30 protein-coding genes are annotated in these 23,674 nt (G+C 58.6%); 12 read left to right on the forward strand and 18 right to left on the reverse strand.

Annotation, left to right across the window (positions count from 1 at the left end):
* Positions 1 to 53: 53 nt before the first annotated feature.
* On the reverse strand, positions 54 to 542 hold the full coding sequence (gene smpB / locus AB4K19_RS15615) for an SsrA-binding protein SmpB (protein ID WP_375229213.1): 489 nt from the start codon (positions 540 to 542) through the stop codon (positions 54 to 56).
* Positions 543 to 672: 130 nt separating this feature from the next.
* On the opposite strand from smpB, the gene AB4K19_RS15620 reads away from it, so the two are divergent.
* Positions 673 to 1,527, forward strand: coding sequence for a hypothetical protein (locus AB4K19_RS15620; protein WP_375229214.1), 855 nt, complete (start codon positions 673 to 675; stop codon positions 1,525 to 1,527).
* A 181-nt stretch (positions 1,528 to 1,708) separates the two neighbouring features.
* Positions 1,709 to 2,089 carry a histidine triad nucleotide-binding protein gene (locus AB4K19_RS15625; protein ID WP_375229215.1) on the forward strand — a complete coding sequence of 127 codons (381 nt, stop codon included), beginning with the start codon at positions 1,709 to 1,711 and terminating at the stop codon, positions 2,087 to 2,089.
* A 4-nt stretch (positions 2,090 to 2,093) separates the two neighbouring features.
* Here AB4K19_RS15625 and AB4K19_RS15630 read toward each other — a convergent pair whose 3' ends face one another.
* From AB4K19_RS15630 to AB4K19_RS15640, 3 genes are all read right to left on the reverse strand, one after another.
* On the reverse strand, positions 2,094 to 2,744 hold the full coding sequence (locus tag AB4K19_RS15630; RefSeq protein WP_375229216.1) for a DUF1523 family protein: 651 nt from the start codon (positions 2,742 to 2,744) through the stop codon (positions 2,094 to 2,096).
* A gap of 13 nt (positions 2,745 to 2,757) precedes the next feature.
* A complete protein-coding gene (locus AB4K19_RS15635; protein ID WP_375229217.1) occupies positions 2,758 to 3,021 on the reverse strand; it encodes a hypothetical protein in 264 nt (87 codons plus the stop codon).
* A gap of 116 nt (positions 3,022 to 3,137) precedes the next feature.
* Positions 3,138 to 3,602: a MarR family winged helix-turn-helix transcriptional regulator gene (locus AB4K19_RS15640; RefSeq protein ID WP_375229218.1), complete on the reverse strand. Its 465-nt coding sequence runs from the start codon at positions 3,600 to 3,602 to the stop codon at positions 3,138 to 3,140.
* Positions 3,603 to 3,707: 105 nt separating this feature from the next.
* Between AB4K19_RS15640 and AB4K19_RS15645 the strand changes: the two genes are divergently transcribed.
* The gene (locus AB4K19_RS15645) at positions 3,708 to 4,136 is read left to right on the forward strand and encodes an organic hydroperoxide resistance protein (protein WP_375229219.1); all 429 of its coding nucleotides are present in this window, start codon (positions 3,708 to 3,710) and stop codon (positions 4,134 to 4,136) included.
* A 50-nt stretch (positions 4,137 to 4,186) separates the two neighbouring features.
* On the opposite strand, the gene AB4K19_RS15650 is transcribed toward AB4K19_RS15645, so the two are convergent.
* Together AB4K19_RS15650 and AB4K19_RS15655 are read right to left on the reverse strand one after the other, a co-directional pair.
* Positions 4,187 to 5,410, reverse strand: coding sequence for a M24 family metallopeptidase (locus tag AB4K19_RS15650; RefSeq protein ID WP_375229220.1), 1,224 nt, complete (start codon positions 5,408 to 5,410; stop codon positions 4,187 to 4,189).
* A gap of 113 nt (positions 5,411 to 5,523) precedes the next feature.
* Positions 5,524 to 6,318: an alpha/beta hydrolase gene (locus AB4K19_RS15655; RefSeq protein WP_375229221.1), complete on the reverse strand. Its 795-nt coding sequence runs from the start codon at positions 6,316 to 6,318 to the stop codon at positions 5,524 to 5,526.
* 83 nt (positions 6,319 to 6,401) lie between these two features.
* Between AB4K19_RS15655 and AB4K19_RS15660 the strand changes: the two genes are divergently transcribed.
* The 4 genes from AB4K19_RS15660 to AB4K19_RS15675 all read left to right on the forward strand — a co-directional run bounded on the left by AB4K19_RS15660 (position 6,402) and on the right by AB4K19_RS15675 (position 9,872).
* Positions 6,402 to 7,880: an NAD-dependent succinate-semialdehyde dehydrogenase gene (locus AB4K19_RS15660; RefSeq protein WP_436398268.1), complete on the forward strand. Its 1,479-nt coding sequence runs from the start codon at positions 6,402 to 6,404 to the stop codon at positions 7,878 to 7,880.
* 186 nt (positions 7,881 to 8,066) lie between these two features.
* The gene (locus AB4K19_RS15665) at positions 8,067 to 8,393 is read left to right on the forward strand and encodes a hypothetical protein (protein WP_375229222.1); all 327 of its coding nucleotides are present in this window, start codon (positions 8,067 to 8,069) and stop codon (positions 8,391 to 8,393) included.
* A 24-nt stretch (positions 8,394 to 8,417) separates the two neighbouring features.
* A complete protein-coding gene (locus tag AB4K19_RS15670; protein ID WP_375229223.1) occupies positions 8,418 to 9,224 on the forward strand; it encodes a DUF2145 domain-containing protein in 807 nt (268 codons plus the stop codon).
* Positions 9,225 to 9,275: 51 nt separating this feature from the next.
* Positions 9,276 to 9,872 (forward strand): TetR/AcrR family transcriptional regulator, encoded by a 597-nt coding sequence (locus tag AB4K19_RS15675; protein WP_375229224.1) that lies wholly within the window; start codon positions 9,276 to 9,278, stop codon positions 9,870 to 9,872.
* Here AB4K19_RS15675 and AB4K19_RS15680 read toward each other — a convergent pair.
* On the reverse strand, positions 9,865 to 10,494 hold the full coding sequence (locus tag AB4K19_RS15680) for an NAD(P)-dependent oxidoreductase (RefSeq protein WP_375229225.1): 630 nt from the start codon (positions 10,492 to 10,494) through the stop codon (positions 9,865 to 9,867). The genes AB4K19_RS15675 and AB4K19_RS15680 overlap by 8 nt on opposite strands.
* 72 nt (positions 10,495 to 10,566) lie before the next feature.
* Between AB4K19_RS15680 and AB4K19_RS15685 the strand changes: the two genes are divergently transcribed.
* On the forward strand, positions 10,567 to 11,157 hold the full coding sequence (locus tag AB4K19_RS15685; RefSeq protein WP_375229226.1) for a TetR/AcrR family transcriptional regulator: 591 nt from the start codon (positions 10,567 to 10,569) through the stop codon (positions 11,155 to 11,157).
* Between the two features lie 51 nt (positions 11,158 to 11,208).
* On the opposite strand, the gene AB4K19_RS15690 is transcribed toward AB4K19_RS15685, so the two are convergent.
* Positions 11,209 to 11,775: a carboxymuconolactone decarboxylase family protein gene (locus tag AB4K19_RS15690; protein WP_375229227.1), complete on the reverse strand. Its 567-nt coding sequence runs from the start codon at positions 11,773 to 11,775 to the stop codon at positions 11,209 to 11,211.
* 158 nt (positions 11,776 to 11,933) lie between these two features.
* Between AB4K19_RS15690 and AB4K19_RS15695 the strand changes: the two genes are divergently transcribed.
* Positions 11,934 to 12,524 (forward strand): TetR/AcrR family transcriptional regulator, encoded by a 591-nt coding sequence (locus tag AB4K19_RS15695; RefSeq protein WP_375229228.1) that lies wholly within the window; start codon positions 11,934 to 11,936, stop codon positions 12,522 to 12,524.
* 51 nt (positions 12,525 to 12,575) lie between these two features.
* Here AB4K19_RS15695 and AB4K19_RS15700 read toward each other — a convergent pair whose 3' ends face one another.
* The 7 genes from AB4K19_RS15700 to AB4K19_RS15730 form a co-directional block, all read right to left on the reverse strand.
* Positions 12,576 to 13,043 carry an Hsp20 family protein gene (locus AB4K19_RS15700; protein ID WP_375229229.1) on the reverse strand — a complete coding sequence of 156 codons (468 nt, stop codon included), beginning with the start codon at positions 13,041 to 13,043 and terminating at the stop codon, positions 12,576 to 12,578.
* Between the two features lie 127 nt (positions 13,044 to 13,170).
* Complete coding sequence (locus AB4K19_RS15705) at positions 13,171 to 14,007, reverse strand: trypsin-like serine peptidase (protein ID WP_375229230.1); 837 nt, start codon at positions 14,005 to 14,007, stop codon at positions 13,171 to 13,173.
* A 4-nt stretch (positions 14,008 to 14,011) separates the two neighbouring features.
* The gene (locus AB4K19_RS15710; RefSeq protein ID WP_375229231.1) at positions 14,012 to 14,842 is read right to left on the reverse strand and encodes a trypsin-like serine peptidase; all 831 of its coding nucleotides are present in this window, start codon (positions 14,840 to 14,842) and stop codon (positions 14,012 to 14,014) included.
* A gap of 100 nt (positions 14,843 to 14,942) precedes the next feature.
* Positions 14,943 to 16,265: a glycolate oxidase subunit GlcF gene (gene glcF, locus AB4K19_RS15715; protein WP_375229232.1), complete on the reverse strand. Its 1,323-nt coding sequence runs from the start codon at positions 16,263 to 16,265 to the stop codon at positions 14,943 to 14,945.
* 10 nt (positions 16,266 to 16,275) lie between these two features.
* Positions 16,276 to 16,611 (reverse strand): hypothetical protein, encoded by a 336-nt coding sequence (locus AB4K19_RS15720; protein ID WP_375229233.1) that lies wholly within the window; start codon positions 16,609 to 16,611, stop codon positions 16,276 to 16,278.
* 25 nt (positions 16,612 to 16,636) lie between these two features.
* On the reverse strand, positions 16,637 to 17,791 hold the full coding sequence (locus AB4K19_RS15725; protein WP_375229234.1) for an FAD-binding protein: 1,155 nt from the start codon (positions 17,789 to 17,791) through the stop codon (positions 16,637 to 16,639).
* A 31-nt stretch (positions 17,792 to 17,822) separates the two neighbouring features.
* Entirely contained in the window at positions 17,823 to 19,271 is a 1,449-nt protein-coding gene (locus AB4K19_RS15730) for an FAD-linked oxidase C-terminal domain-containing protein (protein WP_375229235.1), read from the reverse strand.
* Between the two features lie 81 nt (positions 19,272 to 19,352).
* On the opposite strand from AB4K19_RS15730, the gene AB4K19_RS15735 reads away from it, so the two are divergent.
* From AB4K19_RS15735 to AB4K19_RS15745, 3 genes are all read left to right on the forward strand, one after another.
* Positions 19,353 to 20,045 (forward strand): DUF599 domain-containing protein, encoded by a 693-nt coding sequence (locus AB4K19_RS15735; protein ID WP_375229236.1) that lies wholly within the window; start codon positions 19,353 to 19,355, stop codon positions 20,043 to 20,045.
* Positions 20,046 to 20,079: 34 nt separating this feature from the next.
* Positions 20,080 to 20,433: a hypothetical protein gene (locus AB4K19_RS15740; RefSeq protein WP_375229237.1), complete on the forward strand. Its 354-nt coding sequence runs from the start codon at positions 20,080 to 20,082 to the stop codon at positions 20,431 to 20,433.
* Positions 20,434 to 20,777: 344 nt separating this feature from the next.
* Positions 20,778 to 21,782, forward strand: a complete 1,005-nt coding sequence (locus AB4K19_RS15745; RefSeq protein WP_375229238.1) for an OmpA family protein — start codon at positions 20,778 to 20,780, stop codon at positions 21,780 to 21,782.
* Between the two features lie 95 nt (positions 21,783 to 21,877).
* Here the strand turns inward: AB4K19_RS15745 and rlmH are convergent, their stop codons facing one another.
* The 3 genes from rlmH to AB4K19_RS15760 form a co-directional block, all read right to left on the reverse strand.
* Positions 21,878 to 22,348: a 23S rRNA (pseudouridine(1915)-N(3))-methyltransferase RlmH gene (gene rlmH / locus AB4K19_RS15750; RefSeq protein ID WP_375229239.1), complete on the reverse strand. Its 471-nt coding sequence runs from the start codon at positions 22,346 to 22,348 to the stop codon at positions 21,878 to 21,880.
* A 26-nt stretch (positions 22,349 to 22,374) separates the two neighbouring features.
* Positions 22,375 to 22,743 (reverse strand): ribosome silencing factor, encoded by a 369-nt coding sequence (gene rsfS / locus AB4K19_RS15755; RefSeq protein ID WP_375229240.1) that lies wholly within the window; start codon positions 22,741 to 22,743, stop codon positions 22,375 to 22,377.
* A gap of 178 nt (positions 22,744 to 22,921) precedes the next feature.
* A complete protein-coding gene (locus tag AB4K19_RS15760; protein ID WP_375229241.1) occupies positions 22,922 to 23,668 on the reverse strand; it encodes a hypothetical protein in 747 nt (248 codons plus the stop codon).
* Positions 23,669 to 23,674: the final 6 nt, after the last annotated feature.

Consider the following 23,674-nt stretch of genomic DNA (forward strand, 5'->3'; position numbering starts at 1 on the left):
CGGAAAATGAAAACGCCTCTGCCTAACGCCACGGGGCCGCGCTGGCAAGCCCGTCAGCCGTGATCCTTGAGCAGGCGGGACTTCTGGCGCGACCAGTCACGCTTGGCGGATGTTTCACGCTTGTCATGCAGTTTTTTACCCCGCGCGACGCCGATCTTGATCTTGGCCATACCGCGGTGGTTGAAGTAGAGCACCAGCGGGACAAGGGTCATGCCTTTGCGCTGCGTCGCGTTCCACATGTCAGACAGCTCTTTGCGGCTGACCAGCAGCTTGCGGCGGCGGCGCTCTTCGTGCTGAAAGGTCTTGGCCTGTTTGTAGGGCGCGATATAGGCATTCACCAGCCAGAGCTCGCCGTCCTCAACCGCAGCATAGCTTTCCGCGATGTTGGCACCGCCCTCACGCAGCGATTTGACCTCTGATCCTTCCAGAATGATCCCGCATTCCAGATCTGTCTCGATGGCATAATCATACCGCGCGCGCCGGTTCTCGGCGACGACCTTGTAGTTCGGGTCTGATTTTGAAGCGGATTTAACCTGTGCCATGCGCGCAGACTTAGGCGCTCCGGAGGGCGCGTGCAAGCCGCGTACACCCGCAGAACGGGAAGGACATACCCAGATCGTACGGAATAGTGTATGCAGGGTCCCAAGATAAACAGATCACCTGAAGCGCTGGATGTTTAACCCGACCGCAGAACTGGCCTCGTCCTTTGCCAATCACCTGTCTGACACGTTTCTGGATTACTTCTCGGGACGTGAGCCGGAGTATGCTGCTTTCATCAGTGGCTGCGCCCGGATGGTGCTGGAACGGCTGGGCAATTCTGATGCGCTGTACCACAACGCAGAACACACTATCATGGTCACACTGGTTGGTCAGCAGATCATGCGCGGGCGGCTTGTTACCGAATCTGTGCAGGCCGAAGACTGGTTGCACTATGTCGTGGCCCTGCTGCTGCATGACATCGGCTATCTGCGCGACATTGTTGACGGTGATGAGGAAAACCTCGTGGTGATCAGCCCGGACGGCGACACGATCAGTCCGCCGCGCGGGGCATCGGACGCTTTTCTGTCACCCTACCATGTGAACCGCGGGATGATGTATGTCCGCCAGCGTTTCGCCGGCACAGATATTATCGACGAAGAACGGATCGCAGCAGCGATTGATTACACCCGGTTTCCGGTACCGGATGATCCCTGGTACGGATCGACAACCAGTGAGCCGGCGCTGTTGCGAGCCGCGGATCTGATCGGGCAGATGGCGGACCCGTTTTATCACCGTAAAATCGGTGCGCTTTATCAGGAATTCAGCGAAACCGGGATGAACGAGGAGCTGGGCTACGAAAGTGCCGTTGACCTGATGGAGCAGTTCCCTGACTTTTTCTGGTCACGGGTCCAGCCCCTGATCGGCCCCGCACTGGGACACCTGGAACAGACGATGGAAGGTAAACAGTGGGTAGCGCAGCTTTATAACCACGTCTTTCAGGTAGACCACCGCTCTTCGATGCTGGGTCCCTTTACGGGTCCCGGCTGAAACAATCCGATCCTGATCAGACCAGGCGCTGCAACCTCAAAACGATAATGACCTGATCCGGTATTCCGGGTTTGAGAATTGCCGCTGTATAGGCGAAGGTGCGGGTGCCGGAAACGCCACTGTTGTCCCGACCCGGTGCCCACACTGGCGTGCACCTTCTGACCGACACAACGGAGAGACGATGAGTTATTCCTACGACGACCAGAACATCTTTGCGAAAATTCTGCGTGGCGAGATTCCCAACACAACCGTGCTGGAAACCGAACACAGCCTTGCATTCCGGGACCTGTACCCGCAGGCCCCGACCCATGTGCTGGTCATTCCCAAAGGCCCCTATGTCAGCTTTGACCACTTTGCCGCCGAGGCGAGCGACGCAGAAATTGCGGATTTCACGCGGGCGGTCGGCGAGGTTTGCCGTCTCGAAGGCGTCACGCTGACAGCAGGCGAAGGTTTCCGGATGATCTCAAACGCCGGCGCGCATGGTGTTCAGGAAGTCCCGCATCTGCATGTGCATGTGCTGGGGGGACGGCACATGGGCCGGATGGTGGCAAAAGCGGACTGACGCGTCAGTATCCGCGCCGCTTCTCAGACCACCACCGCCGCAGACGACCCCGCTTTTCGGCGACGGCATCCTCTGTCGCTTCCCAGTTGTCCTGAAGTTCCTCAAGGGTCGGATCGATGCGGCGCGCGCGAAACCGGCGCCAGCGCACCCAGAGACCGTACCAGACCGCCGCGACAAGTGTGAGGATCAGTACATTGCGCCACGGCAGTGGTTTTGACGCGTCCGGGCCATCAACCGGCCAGACGGAAACCGCGTTGGGAAAGATCGAAAAAAATTCGTTGCGCCAGCCATAGTGGCGCACCGCGACGTACTGCGGGTTGGCAGCGGTCGAACGCAGATCAGCCGCTTCTGCCTGAAGGTTCGACGTGTCAAATTTGAAATAGGGTGGCCAGCTCCAGCCGGTGTCCTCATTGCGGTACACCATTACCCGGTCACTGACCTGCCGGGTCTGAATAAAGAAAACATCGCGCCCGGTTGCATCAGCAGCACTGCCTGCATCACCGCCCGACCAGAAAAGGCTGTTCATGCCCGGTGTCTCGCGCTTTTCATACGTGTCCGTGATCCGCACAATGTCGACTTGGGGCAGCGTGTAATGAAAGAAACCGGCCACCGTCAGCCAGAAGACAACAATGATGCTCCACTTGATGTACGCCATGTGTGGTTCCCTCTCAGGCGGAATTCGTCAGATAAATCAGCAGTGCAAGCGCCGCGGTCGGCAGAACGTAAACGCCCAGAATAAGGTTGCGCTTCAGGGGACGATGATAACGTTCAAGACCTGAACGGACAAATTGTGCCCGTGACCCGTCTCCTTTGCCTGCATCCCATGTGGCCTCCAGTTTTTCGCGGCGCCGCGCGCGGAAAAAGAACCAAAGACAGGCATAGACGACCGACAGAACAACAAAACCCATCAGAAATAGCCTGGCGATTGCCATCAATGTTGTCCTTTTTCGCTGTGCTCAGCACCGGATATAGTCATGTAAATAACATTTACATCCTTCCGGACCATTTATCGCACCTGCATGTCAAATGACGTCAACAGGGGAAAGCCCTATTTGCCGCGATGCGCCTGCATGTGGCGGGTCAGTCTGCGCAGACGCGTCTGCAATTCCACCAGTTCGCTGGTCTGCATACCCGTCGCTTCGAGAATGCGGGACGGTACATGCGCTGCTCGGGTTTCGAGCGCGCGACCGGCATCTGTCAGGCCAACCGCAACGCGCCGTTCATCCGCCGGGTCGCGGCGGCGCGTCACCAGACCCGCATCCTGCAAACGCTTAATCAGCGGCGTCAGCGTATTGCTTTCGAGGCTGAGGCGCTTGCCGATGTCGCCAACAGTGAGGGGCTCATCCGTCCACAGATTCAGCATCACCAGATACTGTGGATAGGTCAGGCCAAGCGGATCAAGCAATGGCTTGTATTGCCGCGTGAAAGCCTGCGACGCCGCATAGAGATCAAAACAGATCATCTGCTCCATCGGGTCGTCGCTGCTGGCAGGGTGTGAGTGTTCCGGGTTCATACCACCCCACTATATCGCAAGCGATTAAATCGCAATGTTGACATTTGTTTCTCACTCTTTTATATCGTGCGCGATATAATCGCTCACAATTAAAAGGATGCTCCGATGTCAGCTAAAGTTCTCTACCGCACAAGTGCGACCGCAACAGGCGGCGGCCGTGAAGGGACCTCCGCCGTCGATGATGGCAGTTTCACAGCAACGCTCGTAACTCCCAAGGAGCTCGGCGGCGCCGGTGGTGAGGGGGTGAACCCTGAGCAATTGTTTGCAACGGGCTATGCCGCCTGCTTTCTGGGAGCTTTGCGGTTCTATGCCGGACAGAAAAAGATCGACGTACCGGATGATGCCTCCGTCAGCGTGAGCGTCGGTATCGGCCCGCGTGAGGATATGGGCTTTGGCCTCGATGTCGCGATCAGCGTTTCGCTGCCGGGCGTCGACAGCGACGTGGCCAACGATCTTGTTGACGGCGCGCATATTGTCTGTCCCTACAGCCACGCAACACGGGGCAGCCTGAATATCACGCCAAGCCTGGCGTAAGACCATGCCGCCGCCGCAGGAGTATGCGGCGGCGGCACAAGGGCCTGACGTCATCCGGTGATGTTGAAGTCAGGACCATAAGGGTAGCCGGTGATATTCTCGCACCCGTCTTCTGTGATCACGAGGATATCGTGCTCGCGGTATCCTCCGGCACCCGCCTGCCCATGCGGAATGGTCAGCATGGGTTCCATCGAAATGACCATACCCGGCTCCAGCACTGTATCGATGTCCTCGCGCAACTCGAGGCCCGCTTCGCGGCCGTAATAATGGCTGAGAACACCGAATGAATGCCCGTATCCGAAAGTCCGGTACTGCAACAGATTGCGCTCTTCGAGGAACGCGTTGATCTGATGGGTAATCCCGGCGCATGTGACACCGGGTTTCAGCAACCCGATCCCAAGCTCGTGCGTCGCAACATTTGCCTGCCAGATGTCGAGGCTGGCCGCATCCGGCTGGCCCAGAAACAACGTCCGCTCCAGTGCCGTGTAGTACCCCGATATCATCGGGAAGGTATTCAGGCTCAGGATGTCGCCCGACTGCAACTGCCGCCCTGTTACCGGATTATGTGCACCATCGGTGTTGAGGCCGGACTGGAACCACACCCAGGTATCGCGGTATTCTGCATCTGGAAAGCGTCTGGCGATTTCCAGCTCCATGGCATTCCGGCCCGCCATCGCCACGTCGATCTCACGCACCCCGGTTCTGATGGCGTCGCGGATCGCATATCCGCCAACATCCGCCACCGCGGCACCCTGCCGGATCAGTGCAATCTCGGCCTCGGACTTATGCATGCGCTGCCGCATCGTCGTCTGACACAGATCGACCATGGTCAGCGGCTGCAGGAAATCTTCCAAAGCATCCCGCTGCACAAGGGTCAGGTGATCCCCTTCATACCCCACGATCTGATTCTTACCGGCCACGCTCTGTGCAGCACGCCAGAAATTATCACGCTGCCAGTCGGTATAGGTAATGCTGTCACAAAAACTCCGGCGCCACGGCTGGCCTGCGTCGATGCCCGCACTGATCGTGACACAATCCGTTTCTGTCACGACAAGGCCATATGGACGGCCGAACGCACAGTAAAGAAAACCGGAATAGTACGCCACATTGTGCATAGAGGTGAGCACAGCAACGGTCGCACCCGCAGCCTGCATACGTTCCCGCAGCTCAGCGATCCGGGCCTCATATTCAGCAGCCTCAAAAGGCAACCGGACTTTTTCCCCGTTATGAAAACGGTACATGTCAGGGCGGGTATTTGTTGGTTGAGCGGTCATGTCAGACCCTCCTTTGCAGAAAGGTCCCGGCGTTCAGGACAGAACTGGCAGTTTTGCAGGACGACGCCATCGTGCTGCGGCCACGCCCTGCTTTACAGCAGTGGCGTTCCGGATCAACCCTGCGTCGGCGTCAGAAAACGCACAAGGCGGCTTTCCGGGTCTTTCAGGGCGTCAATCACGTCGAAATGGTGCCGTCCGGGCTCAATCACAGCCTCCACGCCCCAGACATGTGCAAGCCGTTCGGCGTCTTCGACAAAAACGGGTCGCTCCTCCGCCCCCACATGTATTTCAACAGGCACCGCAGGCGCCGGCATGAAGACAGGGCTTTCCGCATTTGCCTCGTCCTGATCAAGCTGCAGCGTTTCGTTCATCGTTGTCTCCAGAAGCGGCACCAGCCTGGCCACGGGCGAGATCGGCGCAACGCCGACGATGCGGTCCCGCACGGCATCTGGCAGAACACCGGGGCCTGTCATCCGGGCGACCAGATGCCCCCCTGCAGAATGCCCCGTCAGAGAGATCGGCCCGTCCGTGCGCGCCGCAATTGCCATGATCGCGCGGGCGATCTGTCGCGTGATGTCCCGGACGCGGACGTCAGGACACAGATCATACCCGGGCATCGCCACGGACCAGCCGCGCCCGATGGCCCCGGTTGCGAAATGAGACCAGACGGTGTGGTCGAAAGCCTTCCAGTATCCCCCATGCACAAACACGACCGTGCCGGCTGGTTCGGACGGGGCGTTGAAGAAATCAAACACCTGACGCGCAGTGTCCCCGTAGGAAACACCTGTTTCTGCCCGTTCGCCGAGCTCTGCACGGAACGCAGCAGCTTCTGAGGTCCAGCGCGGCGGGTAGTCTTCAGCGCCAGGAATGTAGGGGGCATTAGCGTATGCGTCGTCCAGTGGCTTCATTTGTTACACCTTCGATTTGGGAACTGGACAATCATACCCAGAGTTGGTTTGAGAGCTACAGCCATTTTCGCGGAGGACCCGAAATGAAAGATATTCTAAACACCGACCTGAAATCTCTGCTCAAAGACCCCTCGCTGCTGGAAACACGCGCCTATATCGGCGGCGCCTGGGTTGATGGGGACGGAGGGACGTTCGAAGTGACCAACCCTGCCCGGGGAGACGTCATTGCCGAGGTCGCAGACCTGAGCCGCGCGCAGGTTGCAGGCGCTATTGCCCAGGCAGAAGCTGCGCAAAAAGCATGGGCGGCACGCCCGGCCAAGGAACGCGCCGTTATCCTGCGCAAATGGTATGATCTGATGATGGAAAACGCCGACGATCTGGCGACCATCCTGACGGCAGAACAGGGCAAGCCCTTTGCCGAAGCCAAAGGCGAAATCGGCTATGGCGCGAGCTTCATCGAGTTCATGGGCGAGCAGGCAAAACGTGTCTATGGCGAAACGATCCCGGGTCACCAGGCCGACAAGCGGATCACTGTGCTGAAGCAGCCCATCGGTGTCGCCGCATCGATCACACCGTGGAACTTCCCCAATGCGATGATCACACGCAAGGCCGCACCAGCTCTTGCCGTTGGCTGCTCTTTTGTGGCGCGCCCTGCAAAGGAAACACCGCTCAGTGCCATCGTAATGGGCGTACTGGCAGAGCGTTCCGGCATCCCGGCGGGTGTGTTCAATGTTGTGCCATCCTCCTCGGCCTCTGCGATCGGAAAAGAGTTCTGCGAGAACCCTGCCGTGCGCAAACTGACCTTCACCGGATCGACCGAAGTGGGCCGCATTCTGCTGAAACAGGCTGCCGATCAGGTCATGAAGTGCTCCATGGAACTGGGCGGGAATGCCCCCTTCATCGTGTTTGACGATGCGGATCTCGATGCCGCTGTTGAGGGCGCGATGATGTGCAAATTCCGCAACAACGGTCAGACCTGTGTCTGTGCAAACCGCATATATGTTCAGGCCGGCGTGTACGACGCTTTTGCTGCAAAGCTGAAAGTGGCAGTGGAGAACCTGAACGTCGGGGACGGTCTTGAGGATGGTGTGACCACCGGCCCGCTGATCAACGCCGAAGCCGTCGACAAGGTCGTCGAGCACATGGAAGACGTGGTCGCACAGGGCGGCGCGATCCTTACGGGCGGGAAAGCGCATGAAAAAGGCGGTACCTTCTTTGAGCCTACGGTCGTGACAGGGGTCACTCAGGACATGAAGGTTGCGCAGGAAGAAACCTTTGGCCCTCTCGCGCCGCTATTCAAATTCGAAGACGAAGACGAAGTCATCGAAATGGCCAATGACACGATCTTTGGTCTCGCGTCCTACTTCTACGCCAAAGACCTCAGCCGGGTATACAAAGTGGCCGAGGCGCTGGAATACGGGATCGTCGGTGTAAACACCGGGATCATCTCGACAGAGGTCGGTCCCTTTGGTGGGGTAAAACAATCCGGCCTTGGCCGCGAAGGCAGCCACCACGGCATCGAAGACTATCTGGAAATGAAGTACATCTGCATGTCTGTCTGACCAGAATTCCAGTATTGTTTCAAAGGGCCGCCTCGTGCGGCCCTTTTTCTTTTGTTTAATTACAATGACCTGGACAGCGTTCACCTTACTTCGGGCTATTTTTTATGAACTTTGTTCACAAAACTGTTGATCCTGCAGAATTGCTCCCTTATGTAATTTGAACAACGTTCACAAAAGGAGAAAATAATGTTTATTCGTTCAGCCCTTGCTGCCCTCGCTCTCGTCGCAACCGCCACTGTTGCCTCTGCCGGACCCAGTGGTCAGCATTCTGCCCAGGCCGTTGAACACAGCGGACAGGCCGCCAGCCACGCGGGCTCTGCCGTAGCCTCCGGGGCCGCCACGGTCGCATCTGTGCCGATCGTCGCCGTTGGTTCCGCTATCGCGATCACCGGCGCCGCTCTCGAAGAGATCGGAACCAGCACGGTGGACGCCGGCGCAGACCTGAGCCGGGTTGGTCAGCCGCAGACCGTCAACATCATTGTCGCACCTGGCGCCGCGCCGACGCTCGACTGATTGCAGACTGCAAGGAGAAAACACATGAAACGCATTTTCACTATCGCAATGGTCATCCTTGTTACCCTGCTGCCAGGCCTCTCTCAGGCCGGCAGCAATCAGGCCACCGACCCGGTCCACAGCACGGACAAGGTGGCCAGGTTTGCGCTGGATGTTCAGACAGAACTGGCCCGTCAGGGCGCGCATGTTGCCATTGTCGGCCGCGTCGGACGGGACCGTGCAACACTGCCTGAGGGCATCGATTACACACACGTTGCCTATTGGGTTTATTCCAGAATGGTCCGTGCGGACGGGTCCACCTACAAAGGCTACAGGGTCTACAACCTTTACCAGCAGGGGGACAATGGACGCACCAGCCGCCTGATCGAGGACAGCCCCGAAGACTTTTTCGCAGGCGCCTATGAACTGGACGCGGGCATCATTGTCCCGGACAAACGTCTGCAGAGAAAACTGCTCGATGTGATTTCCAGCCCGGCGTATGCGCAGCTGCACAACCCCAGCTATTCCGTTCTGGCAAACCCCAGAACCCAGCGGTTCCAGAACTGCACGGAACACACGCTCGATGTTCTGATGGCGAGCCTTTATGACACATCAAGCAAGGCGGTCATCAAGGCGAATATCACTGCCCATTTTGAGCCCCAGCCTGTCGAGATCGGTGGTATGAAACGGTTGCTTGCGCCCGCGGCTGCGCCTGCACTGACGACCGTCGATCATGGCAGCTCTGTTGCGACCGCCACTTTCGGGTCCATCGCACGCTTTATGCACGAGCATGATCTGGACGCCGGGATCTACCGCCACAAACTGGACGGGCCGCATCCTTTCCGGATTTGACAAGAACTGGGCAATCGCACATGACCAGTGGCGATGAACACTGAAAAACCAATGTCACGGCGCGACCGCAATCTGGCCGGTATCCGCGAAAAAGCCACTGAACTGGCTGAACGCATCGTCCTCGAAAAAGGGGGCGATGCGCTTCACGCACGCGGGCTGGCCAAAGAGCTGAATATTTCCGTGGGATCGCTTTATAACGCCTTCGGGGACCTGGACGGGGTGGTGCGGGCCGTGAACGTCCGTTGCGCGGACCGGCTGGCGGAAAAGCTGCGGGCAGCGGCCCTGTCCGAAGCTGCAGATCCGATCACGCGCATCAATGCGATCGGGGCCGCCTACTTCGACTTTGCGCTGGCTGAACCGCGCCGCTGGTACATGCTGTTTGAGCGGGATTCCGATCTGCAGCTGGATCTCCGGGCGCAGGAACTGCAGGAAGGTCTGCTTGATATGCTGATCCGGGCGGGTGACGGCGATCCGGAGAACCGGCAGCACCGCGAGTTCTACCTTATGCTCTGGGCGTCCGTGCACGGTATCGTTTCACTGGCATGCCGGCCGTCCATCACGATGATCGAACCCGGAGCAGCGCGCGCATATATTGCTTCGCTGATCCGGGCCGCTTTCCGGAATTTTCCGGAAACAGATCCTAGTTAGAGATTCCAACCGCCCGGTGCAGATAACGCATATCGTTGAGCTGACGGGACAGAAATGCGGCGATGTCCGCCAGCGGGATCTTCAGCGTGAGGCGCCTGTCGTCCGGACCAAAGTTTTCACGGAACCGGCCGGTAGCCGGCGCCTTGTCAAACGCTGACGGGCGCACAATCGTCCAGTCCAGACCGCTTGCCTGCACCAACTGCTCCTGCAGCTCATGGTCCCGAAAAACAGGGCGCAGCAACCCACCGAACATAATGCGCTTCCAGAAGAAGTTCAGGTTGCTCCAGCTTTCATGCGCGCCCAGCGTTGACTGACAGATCAGTCGCTTCACCCCATGCTTCTGCATCGCGCGGATCACATTGAGCGTGCCCTGCGACCGGATCGGAGTATTGCGCTTCATACCGGCACCCAGGGTTACGACCACCGCATCATGCCCCTGCATTGCTGCGCTGACGGCGTCCTCATCCATGGCATCACCTGCCACAAACCGAATGTGAGGCCTGTCCTCCGCATACCCGGGCGCGCGCCGCGCAAAAGCTGTGACGTCATGACCTTCTTCCGAGAGCTGCTGGCACACGATCCGGCCCAGAGTTCCGGTAGCTCCAAAAACGATGACTTTCATTCTGATCTCCAATCCGATGAACTTGACACGATGTAAAGTTGACATCGTGTCAATAATCGCTGACTTTACATCATGTCAAGAAAAAAGAAACCAACCCGCACCCGCATCCTTTCCGCAACCCACAGGCTCCTCGAAGACGGGAACATTGCCGCGACACGTATGTCGGATATCGCCAAAGCTGCCGGTATCAGCCGTCAGGCGCTGTACCTGCATTTTCCGAACCGGGCAGAACTCCTGGTGGCGACGGTCCGGTATCTTGATGAAATCCACGACGTCGAAGCACGGCTTGCGCCAAGCCGGGAAGCATCAGATGCGCGGACCCGACTTTCGGAATGGATAAGCGCCTGGGGCGGATACATCGGCGAGATCTACGGCACAGCCAAAGCTCTGATGGCAATGCAGGACACCGATGCTGAGGCACGCGCGGCCTGGGATGACCGTATGCAGGCCGTACGCCATGGATGTGCCGCGTCCGTTAAGGCACTGGTGGAGGAGGGCCTGCTGACGCCCGACCTGTCCGAGGAAGAAGCGACAGATCTGCTCTGGACGATATTGTCGGTCCCTGCGTGGGAACAGTTATGTATCCGCCAGAAATGGTCGCACGAACGATATGTCTCCGTCATGCAGAGTTCGGCAGAGCGTATGCTGATCCGGTCATACTAAAAAGGGGCCGCAATTCTGCGCGCCCCCTCTTTTCGTCTGATCTTAGCCACCTCAGGCGGCGGCAGCTGCCTTGTCAGTCCACGCATTTGCCCGGAAAGCCGCATCAAGATCCGTTTCCGCAATGTGGTTGGTGTAATTCGACAGCACCTTGAAAGCTGTACCCAGAACCACTTCAAGGACGGTTTGCTGTGTATAGCCGGCATCCAGAAGCGCTTGGACCTGCGCCTCTTCAGGCCAGCCACGGCTTGCGTTCACCACAACGGAGAACTGACGCAGCGCTTCCAGCTTCGGGTCGCTGATCGGTGTATTGTTGCGAAGCGCCTCAATCACATCTGCGGGCACACCCGCACCCTGCGAAATCGTTGTGTGGGCCGCCATACAATAGGTACAGCCGTTCAGCCGGTTGTTTGTCATCAGGATGATCTGACGCTCGGTTTCGGTCAGATCCGTTTTCCCGAAGATGCCGGACAGGGTCATATATCCTTCGAGCAGTGCAGGAGCGCCGGCCATTGTCGCCAGAAGGTTGGGCACGAAGCCAAGATTTTTCTGCGCGCCTTCAAGGTACGGTCTGGACCCTGCAGGGGCAGTTTCAACAGTGTGTGTGGTGAATTCGGGCATGTCAGTCTCCATAAGAGTAATTTTGTTTGTACCGTTCGGTATAAACTGCATTTAGGATGTTTATACTGATCGGTCAACACCCGAGGGCCAATTTTCTTGAACGTTCGGTTTAAACTCTTATATCTGTGAGAGAACTTTAGTCTCGGAAGGTAGTTGGAATGCCGTGGGAAAAGACTTTTGACATCGATGAAGCCATAGATCGCGCGACCGAAATATTTGGTAAGAAAGGATACGAGGCAACCTCCATGTCGGATCTGACATCCGCCATGAAGATAAATAAGGGCAGCCTTTACAACGCCTTTGGTTCAAAGAAAGAGCTCTTTGACCGGTCGCTCGCGCGTTATGACCAGAAAACACGGGCCGCTACGCTGGCCCGTCTGCGCCAGCTGGATGATCCTGTTGAAGCAATCCAGACGTTTTTTGACGGCCTGATCGATGAAGCCCGGAACGATCCGAGAAATCTGGGGTGCTTTGTTGTCAACACCGCGCAGGACCTGCCGAACCAGCCTCCGGAAGTCATGGCAATCGTGCAGGAGTCTCTTTCGGACGTGGAACTGTTCTTCCGCGAAATGGTCGAACGCGGTCAGCGTACAGGACAGGTTCCGGCAAGCACAGATGCCCCCGGATCAGCACAGGCACTTTTGTCGATGCTCGTGGGTCTGCGCCTGCTGTCCCGCGGTGCTGTCGGGGTTCCGACACTGGAGAGCATCAGGGATGGCGCCATGCGCCTGGTGCGCGGCACGCCATGAAAAAGGCGCGACCGGGTGGCCGCGCCTGAACGTCATCCGGTGTGCCTGTGATCAGTTGACCGACTTGGCATCCACCACATCTTTCTCAATCTGCCGGGTCGTTGAAATCGCGATCTGACGCGGTTTCAGGGCTTCGGGCACCTCACGTTCCAGATCAATGTGCAGCATGCCGTCCACATGGGCCGCACCCGTCACTTTCACGTGGTCGGCGAGATGGAACCGGCGTTCAAAGGCACGGGTCGCAATGCCCCGGTGCAGATAGGACCGTTCCGCTTTCTCGTCTGCCTTGCGCGCTGAAACGATCAGCGCATTCTCACGCACCTCAACGGAGAGATCCGCATCGGAAAAACCGGCGACAGCAATGGAAATGCGGTATGCGTCGTCATCAAGTTTTTCGATATTGTACGGAGGGTAGGAAGGTTGGGAACCTTCATTTGTCAGCACCCGGTCCATAAGGTCGGCAATCTGATCAAAGCCGACGGTGGCACGATAGAGTGGTGCAAAATCAAAAGTACGCATGGTTCATCCTCTTTTCTGAGCGATAAGTTCCGGGCGCTCCATCAGGGACGCGCCGCGGCGTTGGTTTCTGACCGGGCCCTCAAGAGGCACCCGGCACAAGCTCAATGTGGGAACCGTTCCGCGCCTTTCAAGACCCTCCGGGACGCACAAATTTTGCGCCGCCAGAACCACTGCCGCCCCGGCTTCCGACGGACAGACGCCGGATTTCTGCCACGGGCCGGGGCGCATTTGCCCGCATCCTGTGTTTCAGCTCGGCAACCACCGACGGCAGCGACATGCCATATGTCACTTTCTGTCCATCATATGACCCCATCCCTGAAACCACCGAGACGATCCGGCCACGCCCGTTTGTATGGGTGAAAACAGGCGCCCCGGACGAGCCGAAAGTGACATCGCAGTTCATCACGAGGATGCCTTCGTGCTCCAGCAGCAGTGAACAGGATTTCTGACGGGAAGGTATTTCGGAGCGTCCGCGCCCGTAGGACACGACGCTGACAGAACCAGCGGTCACCGCATCGTTGTGAAGCACAAACGGGTCAAGTTCGTGGGTAGGTATCGGTCGGGCCAGTCTGAGCAGCGCAACGTCGTGCCGGATGTTTTCAGCCGACATACCATTCCCGGGTACATACCGCGGATGCGCCTCGATCTGAAGAATACCGCGCTCTGCCGCGGCCTGCCCGTTGCGCAGTCCGGCCCTGAACGTCAGGTCCTCAGCCTTCAGAAGGGCACCTGTTCTCGACGAATACACGCAGTGCGCTGCCGTCAGAACAAACTCCGGCGCAATCAGCGTTGCTGTGCAAAAACCGGTTTTGCGGGCATCGAGCCGGCCGACCGCCTGCCAGACATGGGCATCATTGGCGCCCTCCAGACCTTTGAGGCGTGTCGTTGACTGCTGTGCATCTGAAGGTTCGGAAATACCGATACAAAGAACCGCAGCGAAGAGGGTCAGTATTCGGTGGGACATCAGGTCAGTCCTCCCCCGGACGGACGAATTTGGCACCGGTTTCGCGACGGGTATCACCGACCACAATCCGGCTGACCGGCGCGACCTCCTGATAAACGCCCTTACCTGCATCGAGTTCACTGCGCAGGAAAGCCAGTGGGCCGCTGAGCGCCGTCCCCAGAGAGACATTCTGGCCGTCAAGTTCAGCCTTGGCAGAAATAACCGAAACAATATGCGCCTTACCGTCAGAGAACGTGAAAATGGGGGCGCCGGACGAGCCGAAATCGACGGAACAGGAGGTCACAAGAACACCCTCCTGCCGGGCCAGTACACGGCAGACTTCCTGCAGTGACGGCGCCTCGGAACGGTCCCGCGCATAGCTGACCACACCAACGCGCGCGCCTTTCCTCGGGCGGGATGCTGTCTCAAAAGGTTCGATTGTTGTGTTCCGGATCGGGCGCACCAGCTCCAGCAGCGCGACATCATTGCGTACACGCTCGGACGAGACCTGCTGATCATAGACGTAGTCCGGGTGGATCACCGCGCGCCGGACCTGGCGGTACGCAGACGCCCGGCCATTGCGCCACCCGGCCAGAAATTCGACGGTTTCGTGATTTATCCGCGCACCCGACGTCTTGTCGAACAGACAATGCGCTGCCGTCAGAACCAGATCAGGCCCGATGAGCGCGCCCGTACAGAACCCCGCTCCACCGATATCCAGACGGCCCACAGCCTCCCACGGAGAAGCATCCGTCCCCGCTTCGAGCAACCGCAACTTGCCGTCCTGGGCAATCGCACCTGTTGTCACGGCAGCAACCGATGCCGCAAGAATTAACCACTTCCACACAGAAAACATCCTCTTACTGGAGGGAATTGCTATCCGGAATGTGCGGCAGAAATGGGGCCATCAGACACCGCATTGGCCCTGAATTGGTTAACGGTCCGTCGCCATTCGCTCAACGAAGGCGCGGTATTTCAGACCCACGGTTGAAACCTTCTACCAGTGCGGGAGGTTTTGGCCCGCCGGTGGCCCAGTCGAGCAGTTCGACCGTGTGCACAATGGGCACCTGAGTCGCGGACCCGATCTGCATCATGCAGCCGATGTTTCCGGCGGCAATTATGTCTGGGTTCCTGGCTTCCAGTGTCCGGACCTTCCGCTCCTTGAGTTTTCCTGAAATCTCAGGCTGCATCAGATTATACGTGCCCGCAGAACCACAGCACAGATGCGGGTCAGCCGGTTCAACGACGGCAAACCCGGCATTGCGCAAAAGGTCCTTGGGGTAGGTCTTGATTTTCTGGCCATGCTGCAGCGAACAGGCGGCGTGATAGGCGACCACCGTCTCCTGGTCCTCCCCCTTCGGCAGGTCGAGCGTCATCAGCAGTTCTGAGATATCCATCGCAAGGGCCGACACCCGTGCCGCATCCTCTGCCAAAGCGTCATTGCGGAACATATGGCCGTAATCTTTGACAGTCGTACCACATCCTGAGGTGTTGATGACGATCGCATCGAGGCCGTCGCCGTCCATTTCCCGCGCCCAGGCCTGAATATTTTTTGCAGCCGTCGCGTGACTTTCGTCGCTTTTGCCCATGTGGTGGGTCAGCGCACCGCAACAGCCGGCACCCTCTGCCACGACAACCTCGCAGCCCATGCGGGTCAGCAGGCGGATGGTTGCATCGTTGATGTCGGTGTTCAGCGCCTTTTGCGCACATCCGGTCATCAACGCCACGCGCTTGCGGCGTGGCTCAACAGGCGCAAAGGTCTGTGGGTCGTCATTGCGGCTGACTGGTGGGATTGTCTTCGGGGCCATTTCCAGCATCGCGCGAAGCCGCGCGTCCGGCATCAGCCGGGCAAACGGCCGGCCGATTTTCGCGCCCAGCAGAGCAACCCGGAACCGCATCGGATAGGGCAGGATCCGCGCCAGAATCCAGCGCAGCGCGCGGTCGCCAAAGGGGCGTTTGTAGCGCTGCTCAATGTATTCGCGGGCGTGATCCACCAGGTGCATATAGTGCACACCTGACGGGCAGGTTGTCATACAGGCCAGACAGGACAGGCAGCGGTCGATATGTTTGACCGTTTTCTCATCCGGATCGCGGTCGTTTTCCAGCATGTCTTTGATCAGGTAAATCCGGCCACGCGGGCTGTCGAGTTCGTCGCCCAGCACCTGATAGGTCGGACAGGTCGCGGTGCAGAAACCGCAGTGGACACAGGTCCGCAGAATTTCATTGCTGCGCTCAATGGCAGGGTCTTTAAGCTGTTCAGGCGTGAAGGTCGTTTGCATTGTATAAGCCCTAACCTAGAAATAGCAGGAATATGCCGAAAAGTAGCACCGGCGCGATGATGACCGTGGCGACATAGGCAGACCGGGACAGCGCCATGGTCCTGCGCAAAAGCTGAACGCCCGCCCCGGCACCCCAGCCACCGACACAGAGCATGAAAAGGATCATTCCCAGCCCTTCACCGATCCCGGCATGGGGATCATTGGCGCCCCCGTCGGCACCGCCCGGGTTGAGATACATCAGAACCAGAAAAACGCCAGTCACAGCCACCGCGATTACCGCCGGTTTGCCGGGCGGCATGAGCGCCACAATTGCATAGATCACCAGAGGCAGAATCAGAAAAATCATTCCGGAAGGTTCCGTCTGCTGCCTGTCATGCGTCTTCTGTCGTGCCGGTACGGGCATCTGACATCAGTCCGCTGTTCAGAATGCCCCTAGGATCAAAGCGGGCGCGCAATCCGGCACTCAGCCGCGCGACACCTGGCGCTTCGGGGTGAAACGTGCCCAGTCTGGCCCTTGTGTCCGCAGAAGCGCGGACAAGTGTTGCATGGCCGTCGAACGCGCCAAGCCGCGCACGCAAATCATCACCTGAGCGGGTCCGGAACCAGATCAGGCCGCCGCCCCAGTCACTGTAGCATTCCTCGGCGCCGGATGCCCGCTCCAGCGCGGGTCCGTCCGATGGCTTGCAGGACACGCGCCACACATCGCCCTCGGCATCAGAGAATTTGCCTGCATCCCGCACGCCTTCCCAGAACCAGTCTGACATATCCGACGGCGCGATCTCCATATCGATTTTTCTTTCGGAAAACAGCGCCTTGAGTTTCTCCAGGCGATAGGAGACGGAGGCTTCAAATCCCTCAACCCTCAGGGCGGTAATCGGGGCATCATCCAGAATTTTCGCGCAATGCGCCGCACCCGTAACCTCGTACGGAGACCCCAGTGCCGCTGACATGACGTCGACCGCGTCCTGCCCACTGAGGTTTCGCAGCATCAGCGTACCGCTTGTTTCAGGCACCGGCAGCACTTTCAGGGACACTTCGGTCAGAACACCCAGCGTTCCGCAGGAGCCGCACATCAGTTTGACCAGATCATAGCCGGTCACGTTTTTCATCACCCGGCCCCCGTTTTTGACGATGTTGCCCGCCCCGTCAACAAACCGGACACCCAAGGCATAATCCCGCGCAGCACCTCCCTGAATACGGCGCGGGCCACTGACATTGGCCGCCATCACACCACCGAGGGTAGGTTCACCGCCCGTGCCCAGCAATTTCCGGTGATCCATCGGCTCAAAAGCCAGTCGCTGGTTTTCCGCGGCAAGTGCTGCGTCAATCTCAGACAGGGGCGTTCCGGCACCTGCCACAATGGTCAGCGCGCCGGGTTCGTAAAGCGAAATGCCCGACAATGCGCCGGTCTGAAGCGGCTCACCGTCACCGGCCAGCCCACGCGTTCCGCCGCCGCGTACTGAAAGCGGGCCGGTGGCAGATTTGATTGCATCGGCCAGGGCCGCTTCGCTGTCGGGTTTTGTCATCTGAGTGCTCCGGGATCTTCAGGCGGTCATGCTATTCGGCTGCAACCGGCAATGCGCGGCGGGGCGCCGACACATCCAGCGGGAAAACCTTGGCAGGGTTCAGCAGCCATTGCGGATCGAAAACGTCCTTGACCGCCATCTGTGCCTCAAGGTCTTCGGGCGCATACTGATAGCTCATAAGGTCGCGTTTCTCGATGCCCACACCGTGCTCTCCGGTCAGGCAGCCACCCGCTTCCACGCAGAGTTTCAGGATCTCCGCACCGAACTCCTCACAGAGTTCCAGATCACCGGGTTTGTTCGCATCAAACAGGATCAGAGGGTGCATATTACCATCGCCCGCGTGGAAAACATTACCTACCTTCAGGCCGAACTGATCGGACATCTCGCCGATACGCCGCAGAACAAACGGCAGGGAACTGACCGGGATTGTCCCGTCCAGACACATGTAGTCGTTGATCTGACCCATCGCGCCAAAGGCCGATTTCCGGCCCAACCAGATGCGTGCGCTCTCATCAGCTGATTTACTTTCGCGCAGCTCGACCGGATTGTGACGGCGGGCGATCTCCATGATGAGCCCCAGCTGGTGATCAATCTCAGCCTCAGACCCCTCAACTTCAACGATCAGCAGTGCTTCGCACATCGGGTAGCCAGCCTGGGCAAAAGCCTCGGTCGCCTCGATACACGGGCGGTCCATGAACTCAATAGCCACGGGCAGAACACCTGCCTTGATAATGTCGCTGACACAGGCGCCGGCAACCTCGTTGTCGTCAAACCCCATCAGAACCGGGCGAGCGCCTTCAGGTTTCGGCAGAATGCGCAGCGTTGCTTCGGTGACGACGCCCAACTGACCCTCGGATCCGCAGATCAGGCCCAGCAGATCAAGGCCCCCACTGTCCATATGGGCACCGCCGATCTCGACAACCTCCCCGTCCATCATCACCATGGTGACGCCCATCAGATTGTTGGTCGTCACACCATATTTCAGGCAATGCGCACCACCGGAATTCATCGCGATATTTCCGGCAATCGCGCAGGCCAGCTGGCTTGACGGATCAGGTGCATAGAAAAACCCGTTTTCCTCGACCGCACCCGTCACGCTAAGGTTTGTACGGCCCGTCTGCACCCGGATCACCCTGTTCGGATAATCAGTATCCAGAACTTCGTTCATGCGCGCCACGCCGAGGATCACGCAGTCCGCGGTCGGCAGCGCCCCGCCGGCAAGAGAGGTGCCGGAGCCGCGCGGCACCACAGGCACGCCTTCTTCATGGCAAATACGTAGGACATCGGACACTTCCTGTGTTGAGGCCGGCAGCACAGCAACCATGGGTGGGCATTTGTACGCCGTCAGCGCATCACACTCATATGCGCGCGTCTCAGCGACATCAGAAATGACCGCATCAGCCGGCAAAACGGCACTCAGCCGCTCAACAACCCGCGATTTACGCGCCAGAACAGCTTGGTCGGGAATCGGCATTTCCATGGCGTGATCTCCTTTTGGTAAACTAATATTACCAATTTGACCCATTGGCAAGTTTTATCGAACCTGCGACATGCTGGGGCCATGACATTCGCCGACCGCCTCGCTCTGTTTACACCTCTGGATTATGCAGCCCTCGGACTGCTGTTTGCCTGCTGGCTCGGCATCGGGTGGCGGGTCGAGCATCCAGGTCGGAAACACTTGTCTACTTCCGTGCTCATGGCCGACTACAGACGCGAATGGATGAAACAGATGGTGACCCGCGACCCGCGCATCTTTGATGCCCAGGTCCTGGCCAGTTTGCGGGAGGGTACTGCCTTTTTCGCCTCTACTTCTGTGATTGCCATCGGTGGCACCCTGGCGCTGATCGGCAATGCCGAAAAGCTGGGCGGTGTGGCCAGTGAAATTACGCTGATGGACCACCCAGCAGTGGTGTGGGAGCTGAAACTTCTGGTCGTGACCCTGCTGCTGACCAACGCGTTTCTGAAATTTGTCTGGTCTAACAGGCTGTTTGGCTACTGTTCTGTACTGATCGCCTCTGTGCCAAATGATCCGACCCACCCGGACGCCTACCCGCGTGCCGAACAGGCGGCAGAGATCAACGTGACGCTCGCCCGTAGCTTCAACCGGGGCCTGAGATCCATTTATTTCGCTCTCGCATGCGCTGCCTGGTTGGCAGGTCCGGTCGCTCTGATTGCGGCGACACTGGTCACGCTGGTGGTCATCTGGCGCCGCGAATTTGCGTCCCACTCTCGAAAAATCCTGCTGAAAGGCTAAATTGGAGCCACAGGAAACTGGTTCGGGTAAGAAAATGAAACGTTTATTGGTAGCAGCACTTGTGCTTGCCGCACTGCCGGCCCTCGCAGAAGAACCCAAAATCGAGAACGTCAAAGTTCAGCGCACGGGGGACACCTGGCGCTTTGATGTTACGATCTCTCATCCTGATACAGGCTGGGATCACTATGCCGACGGCTGGCGCGTTCTGGATATGGACGGGAACGAACTTGGCATGCGTGTGCTGGCGCATCCCCACGTGGATGAACAACCCTTTACGCGATCATTGTCAGGTGTGCGGATTCCGGAAGGCACAACACAGGTCCGCATCCAGGCACGGGATCTGCCGGGCGGCTGGAACAGCGGCTCTGTCACAGTCAATCTGCGCTGAGCAGAGCCACGCCGGAACACGGGCGCGGGACCGACATGAGCCGCGTCGTTCCTCTCGAAATTCTGCAGACAAACGATTCGTTTTCTGAGCCTCTAAGGCGGGCAAGTTGCCGTGAATTCGCCGTGTGCGGAACCGAAACGGGCGGACACGCCGACAATTTTGGCGGGAATCGCCCGATCCCGCCATCACAAGTTCTTGATATCCATTACTTTGCGGGATCCGCTGCTATGGTGAGTTGAATTTTCAACTCATGCGGGAGAAGCAACTTGAACGCTTCATATGCAGGATTAGCGGCAATCATTTTGGCGGTTGGCACGGCAGCTGGTTTTACGGCGGGAACACAGATGATGCCGGACAGTGGCGGAGAGGATCAGCAGGCCCTCGTCGAAATGGCGGCACTGGCAGAAGAACAGAGGCAGCTGTCAAACACGATAGCCGCGCGCGAAAACGCTTTGGAAAAACAGTCTTCTGATCTCCTGTCAGATATGGCTCATCTGGGGCAGCAGCTGCAGGAGCTGAACAGCCGGCAGGAGCAGGTTGATCAGCAGAAGGCGGAACTGGACGCGCAGGCAGGAGCGCTTAACGATAAGCAGGCTTCGCTGGAAGCACTCGAGGAAGATCTGACACGGATGCACAGCAATCTGCTTGCCGACATGGATGACCTTGAAAACAGACAAACTGAACTGGCGAAACAGGAAGAACAGCTTGCAGCGAGCGTAGCATCTGCTGGGAAACCACTGGCCCTTGCGGACGAGCTGCCGAAGGACGAACCGGCACAGAGCAAAGCAACCGAGATCATTGAGCTGGCTCAGGATACAGGGTCAAAGCTCCTTCCTGATGACGGCACATTGTTGCCGGAGCCTGCATTGAATGCACTGTCATCTGGCCCTGAACAGGACGCTGTTGCTTTGTTGGGCACGACATCTGCAGAGGGCGGCACTAACGAAGATGTTCAGGCAGGAGAGTTTATCCCCGCCGCAGCGGTGGCAGGCGGGACGGACCTGCCAGCCAATGGCATGATCGCAGAAGTCCACTTTGAGGTGAACAGTGCGCAGTTGACCCCGGGCGCGCTGAAACGCGCGAGAGATGCAGCGGAAAAACTGCAGAATATGGAGTTCTCAAAGATCAGGATTGCAGGACATACAGATACAACCGGGTCAAGCAGCCTGAACAGCGCGCTTTCAAACGAGCGCGCCGAGGCAGTAGCTGCGATCTTCGTTAATGCCGGCCTGTCGAGACAGGCAATCGAAATCGTCGGCTTTGGTGAGACCTTGGCCATGTTGCCCATATCAACCGCGGATGGCGTATCCGAACCGTTGAACCGCTGTGTCGGTATCTTTGTCGAATAAACAACTCAGCAGGGCTCACCCGTTGAAAAGGCCGACACGCAAAGGCGCTGCGCAGACGTTCCGGGACGAGAAAACCGTACACCTGCTGTGTGGCTCTATGCCCGGTGGTACGGTCCACCTGAAAGGATAGACGCGGCGCGGTACAGTTGCTCTGTAACCATCACGCGTACCAGCATATGAGGCCAGACCATTTTCCCGAAGGACAACGCGTAATCTGCCTCTGCGCGCAGGGACGGATCAATCCCATCCGCCCCTCCGATGACCAGCGCCAGATCGCGGCGGCCATCGTCCCGCCAGCGCGCCAGCCGGTCCGCGAACTGTGGTGATGTTTCGGTTTTACCCCGTTCGTCCAGAACACCGATCAGTGCACCATCCGGCATGGCACGGCGGATCGCATCGGCTTCAGTTGCCATACCACCGCCCTTGCGGTCGTCCACCTCGACCACCCGTGCAGGCCCAAGACCAAGGGCCCGGCCAGTGCGGTTAAACCGCTGCAGATAGTCGTCAATAAGGGTTTTCTCCGGCCCGGCGCGCAGACGCCCAACCGCGATCACATGCACACGCATGCAGAATCAGCCGCTGACCGGTCAGGTCAGCCGGCAGCAGCTCCGGGACCGGACACAGGCTGCCACATCTTTTCGAGCTGATAGAACTCACGCACTTCCGGACGGAAGACGTGCACAATCACATCGCCTGTGTCGATAAGCACCCAGTCACCAGCGTCCTTACCTTCCATCTTTGCTGTGCGGCCATACGTGTCCTTGATGGTCTGCGCCAGCTTTTCCGAAATCGAGGCCACCTGACGTGTAGAGCGGCCAGAGCATACGACCATATAGTCGCCAATCTCTGTTTTGCCGCGCAGATCAATCTGCACCACATCTTCGGCTTTGTCATCGGAAAGGGATTTGAGGATCGTCGCCAGCATGTCGTCGCTGGTGCTTGTGTCGGTTGCAGTGGCCATCACTGCGGACCCGTTTTGAGCAGCCGGAGCTGCATCAGCATGTATAGACAGGACATTGTCCTCCTTTGATCGCGCCGCCGGACCCCCGGCGCTGGGGATAGCCCGAATTTAGCAATATGCATGCGACAATTCAATGACGGCAGGGAAAACAGACCGTTCGCAGGGTGCGAGTGCCCGTTCAGGCAGCGGCCGTCTGCTGATCACCGGGAGCCCTGCCAAACGCGGACAGCCAGCCCCTGTCCAGTTCCTCAAGCGCGCTGCCGTCGAAACGGTCAGCCACTTCCCAGTATCGTCCGGACGGCACGTCATACCCAAGCGCATTTTCGCGCCGCAACAACGGGCCGACAGCGGAAGTTTCCGGCAAGCTGAACCGCGACGTGCGGAGTTCCTCAGGCCTCGAACGCGGAAACAGCAGCCTGCTTGGCGCCGTAGAGAGGTTCACGCAGGCGCATCCCCGATCAGCAGCAAGCAGCGCCAGCCGCGCGGATTTCGCACCCAGATCGCGCAGTGTCACGTCCGGCCGCAGCGGATCAGCTGTACCGGTGCCATAAAAGTGCGTTGGACCACTGCGCGGGTAGACCATGTCGCAGCCCATCCAGGCAATGACCCGGGGGCGCAGCGCGTGCAACGCCCAGTACCCGGCGGTAAACGCCATCGTACCACCCGCGAAGACAAAGCCACCAAGGGCATTCTGGGCCGGCACGAACTCCTCAGCACCGACGATCCGCTGGCCCCGCCCTATGTTCTGAGGACGACGGTCCTGGGGAAAATCTTCGGGACAGATGAGATCATCCCAGTCACTGCGCAGCTGCCACGCATTGTTGATCACGACGATGCGGTCAAACCATGACCTGCACCAGCTCTGCGCATCGACGGCATTGGGACCGCTGCCAAGAATCAGAACCGTCTCTGTCCGGGGCTTCATCACACT

The sequence above is a fragment of the Roseobacter phycocola genome (genome assembly GCF_042055075.2).
In the GTDB taxonomy this organism is placed as follows: domain Bacteria; phylum Pseudomonadota; class Alphaproteobacteria; order Rhodobacterales; family Rhodobacteraceae; genus Roseobacter.

What these genes read in the sequence shown, in the direction of transcription:
- AB4K19_RS15710 (WP_375229231.1), bottom strand. Translation starts at nt 14,842, where the DNA reads ATGTTTTCTGTGTGGAAGTGGTTAATTCTTGCGGCATCGGTTGCTGCC.
- AB4K19_RS15695 (WP_375229228.1), top strand. Translation starts at nt 11,934, where the DNA reads ATGCCGTGGGAAAAGACTTTTGACATCGATGAAGCCATAGATCGCGCG.
- AB4K19_RS15720 (WP_375229233.1), bottom strand. Translation starts at nt 16,611, where the DNA reads ATGATTTTTCTGATTCTGCCTCTGGTGATCTATGCAATTGTGGCGCTC.
- AB4K19_RS15680 (WP_375229225.1), bottom strand. Translation starts at nt 10,494, where the DNA reads ATGAAAGTCATCGTTTTTGGAGCTACCGGAACTCTGGGCCGGATCGTG.
- AB4K19_RS15725 (WP_375229234.1), bottom strand. Translation starts at nt 17,791, where the DNA reads ATGACAAAACCCGACAGCGAAGCGGCCCTGGCCGATGCAATCAAATCT.
- AB4K19_RS15700 (WP_375229229.1), bottom strand. Translation starts at nt 13,043, where the DNA reads ATGCGTACTTTTGATTTTGCACCACTCTATCGTGCCACCGTCGGCTTT.
- AB4K19_RS15655 (WP_375229221.1), bottom strand. Translation starts at nt 6,318, where the DNA reads ATGAAGCCACTGGACGACGCATACGCTAATGCCCCCTACATTCCTGGC.
- AB4K19_RS15735 (WP_375229236.1), top strand. Translation starts at nt 19,353, where the DNA reads ATGACATTCGCCGACCGCCTCGCTCTGTTTACACCTCTGGATTATGCA.
- AB4K19_RS15625 (WP_375229215.1), top strand. Translation starts at nt 1,709, where the DNA reads ATGAGTTATTCCTACGACGACCAGAACATCTTTGCGAAAATTCTGCGT.
- glcF (WP_375229232.1), bottom strand. Translation starts at nt 16,265, where the DNA reads ATGCAAACGACCTTCACGCCTGAACAGCTTAAAGACCCTGCCATTGAG.
- AB4K19_RS15630 (WP_375229216.1), bottom strand. Translation starts at nt 2,744, where the DNA reads ATGGCGTACATCAAGTGGAGCATCATTGTTGTCTTCTGGCTGACGGTG.
- AB4K19_RS15650 (WP_375229220.1), bottom strand. Translation starts at nt 5,410, where the DNA reads ATGACCGCTCAACCAACAAATACCCGCCCTGACATGTACCGTTTTCAT.
- AB4K19_RS15675 (WP_375229224.1), top strand. Translation starts at nt 9,276, where the DNA reads ATGTCACGGCGCGACCGCAATCTGGCCGGTATCCGCGAAAAAGCCACT.
- AB4K19_RS15635 (WP_375229217.1), bottom strand. Translation starts at nt 3,021, where the DNA reads ATGGCAATCGCCAGGCTATTTCTGATGGGTTTTGTTGTTCTGTCGGTC.
- AB4K19_RS15665 (WP_375229222.1), top strand. Translation starts at nt 8,067, where the DNA reads ATGTTTATTCGTTCAGCCCTTGCTGCCCTCGCTCTCGTCGCAACCGCC.
- AB4K19_RS15685 (WP_375229226.1), top strand. Translation starts at nt 10,567, where the DNA reads ATGTCAAGAAAAAAGAAACCAACCCGCACCCGCATCCTTTCCGCAACC.
- AB4K19_RS15690 (WP_375229227.1), bottom strand. Translation starts at nt 11,775, where the DNA reads ATGCCCGAATTCACCACACACACTGTTGAAACTGCCCCTGCAGGGTCC.
- AB4K19_RS15660 (WP_436398268.1), top strand. Translation starts at nt 6,402, where the DNA reads ATGAAAGATATTCTAAACACCGACCTGAAATCTCTGCTCAAAGACCCC.
- rlmH (WP_375229239.1), bottom strand. Translation starts at nt 22,348, where the DNA reads ATGCGTGTGCATGTGATCGCGGTTGGGCGTCTGCGCGCCGGGCCGGAG.
- rsfS (WP_375229240.1), bottom strand. Translation starts at nt 22,743, where the DNA reads ATGGCCACTGCAACCGACACAAGCACCAGCGACGACATGCTGGCGACG.
- AB4K19_RS15745 (WP_375229238.1), top strand. Translation starts at nt 20,778, where the DNA reads ATGATGCCGGACAGTGGCGGAGAGGATCAGCAGGCCCTCGTCGAAATG.
- AB4K19_RS15705 (WP_375229230.1), bottom strand. Translation starts at nt 14,007, where the DNA reads ATGTCCCACCGAATACTGACCCTCTTCGCTGCGGTTCTTTGTATCGGT.
- smpB (WP_375229213.1), bottom strand. Translation starts at nt 542, where the DNA reads ATGGCACAGGTTAAATCCGCTTCAAAATCAGACCCGAACTACAAGGTC.
- AB4K19_RS15760 (WP_375229241.1), bottom strand. Translation starts at nt 23,668, where the DNA reads ATGAAGCCCCGGACAGAGACGGTTCTGATTCTTGGCAGCGGTCCCAAT.
- AB4K19_RS15670 (WP_375229223.1), top strand. Translation starts at nt 8,418, where the DNA reads ATGAAACGCATTTTCACTATCGCAATGGTCATCCTTGTTACCCTGCTG.
- AB4K19_RS15730 (WP_375229235.1), bottom strand. Translation starts at nt 19,271, where the DNA reads ATGGAAATGCCGATTCCCGACCAAGCTGTTCTGGCGCGTAAATCGCGG.
- AB4K19_RS15740 (WP_375229237.1), top strand. Translation starts at nt 20,080, where the DNA reads ATGAAACGTTTATTGGTAGCAGCACTTGTGCTTGCCGCACTGCCGGCC.
- AB4K19_RS15620 (WP_375229214.1), top strand. Translation starts at nt 673, where the DNA reads ATGTTTAACCCGACCGCAGAACTGGCCTCGTCCTTTGCCAATCACCTG.
- AB4K19_RS15640 (WP_375229218.1), bottom strand. Translation starts at nt 3,602, where the DNA reads ATGAACCCGGAACACTCACACCCTGCCAGCAGCGACGACCCGATGGAG.
- AB4K19_RS15645 (WP_375229219.1), top strand. Translation starts at nt 3,708, where the DNA reads ATGTCAGCTAAAGTTCTCTACCGCACAAGTGCGACCGCAACAGGCGGC.